Source organism: Bacillus sp. LR--39 (assembly GCF_053613335.1).
In genome coordinates, this window is the sequence record NZ_JBSIOT010001134.1 from 1 (window position 1) to 622 (window position 622).

At 49.7% G+C, this 622-nt stretch carries 2 protein-coding genes; both read right to left on the minus strand.

What is annotated here, in order from left to right; all coding sequences use genetic code 11:
- Positions 1–199, minus strand: a 199-nt coding sequence (locus ACWHAR_RS28920) for a S4 domain-containing protein (protein ID WP_452088678.1), incomplete at its 3' end; no start/stop codon positions are given.
- Positions 196–622 (minus strand): transketolase C-terminal domain-containing protein (locus ACWHAR_RS28925; protein ID WP_452088679.1); only part of this gene is annotated, 427 nt, incomplete at its 5' end. The genes ACWHAR_RS28920 and ACWHAR_RS28925, both read right to left, overlap by 4 nt.

Sequence of the window (622 nt, forward strand, 5' to 3'; positions counted from 1 at the left end):
CGCCTCTTGAGACGTATTTTAACGGGTTTCCTTTAACGGTCAGCGGGATCGTGCGGTCGACCTTTTCGCCCGGCTTGTCCAGTCTGTTTTCATTCGTATAGACAATGCCGGCCATGATGGCTCTTTTCGCTTTTTCCCGCGTTTCCATTAACCCTCTTTCTACTAATAAAACGTCGAGCCGTTCTTTTTTTCCTGTCATGATCCAATTCCTTTATGAGTCTTTACGGCCGTCAAAAGTCTTATTCGTCTGATGACGTCTTCTTTTGTCATTCCGATCTCTTCCAGAAGCTTGGCGACGCTGCCGTGTTCAATAAATTGATCAGGTATCCCCATTCTGTCAATGATCGGACTGTAAGACTGATGTTCATGGGCAAACTCAAGGATCGAGCTGCCGAATCCGCCTTGAAGCACAGCCTCTTCGATCGTTAAAATCGGAAGCCCCTCGTTCAGGATTTCCTTCAGCATGTTTTCATCGAGCGGCTTGATAAAACGGGCGTTTACCACTCTGACCGAACGGCCTTCTTTTTGCAGCTCCTCCGCGGCAGCAAGCGCCATCGGAATGGTGGTGCCGAACGTTAAAATGACCGCGTCTGTCCCAGGTCGCAGCACTTCCCACGTTCCG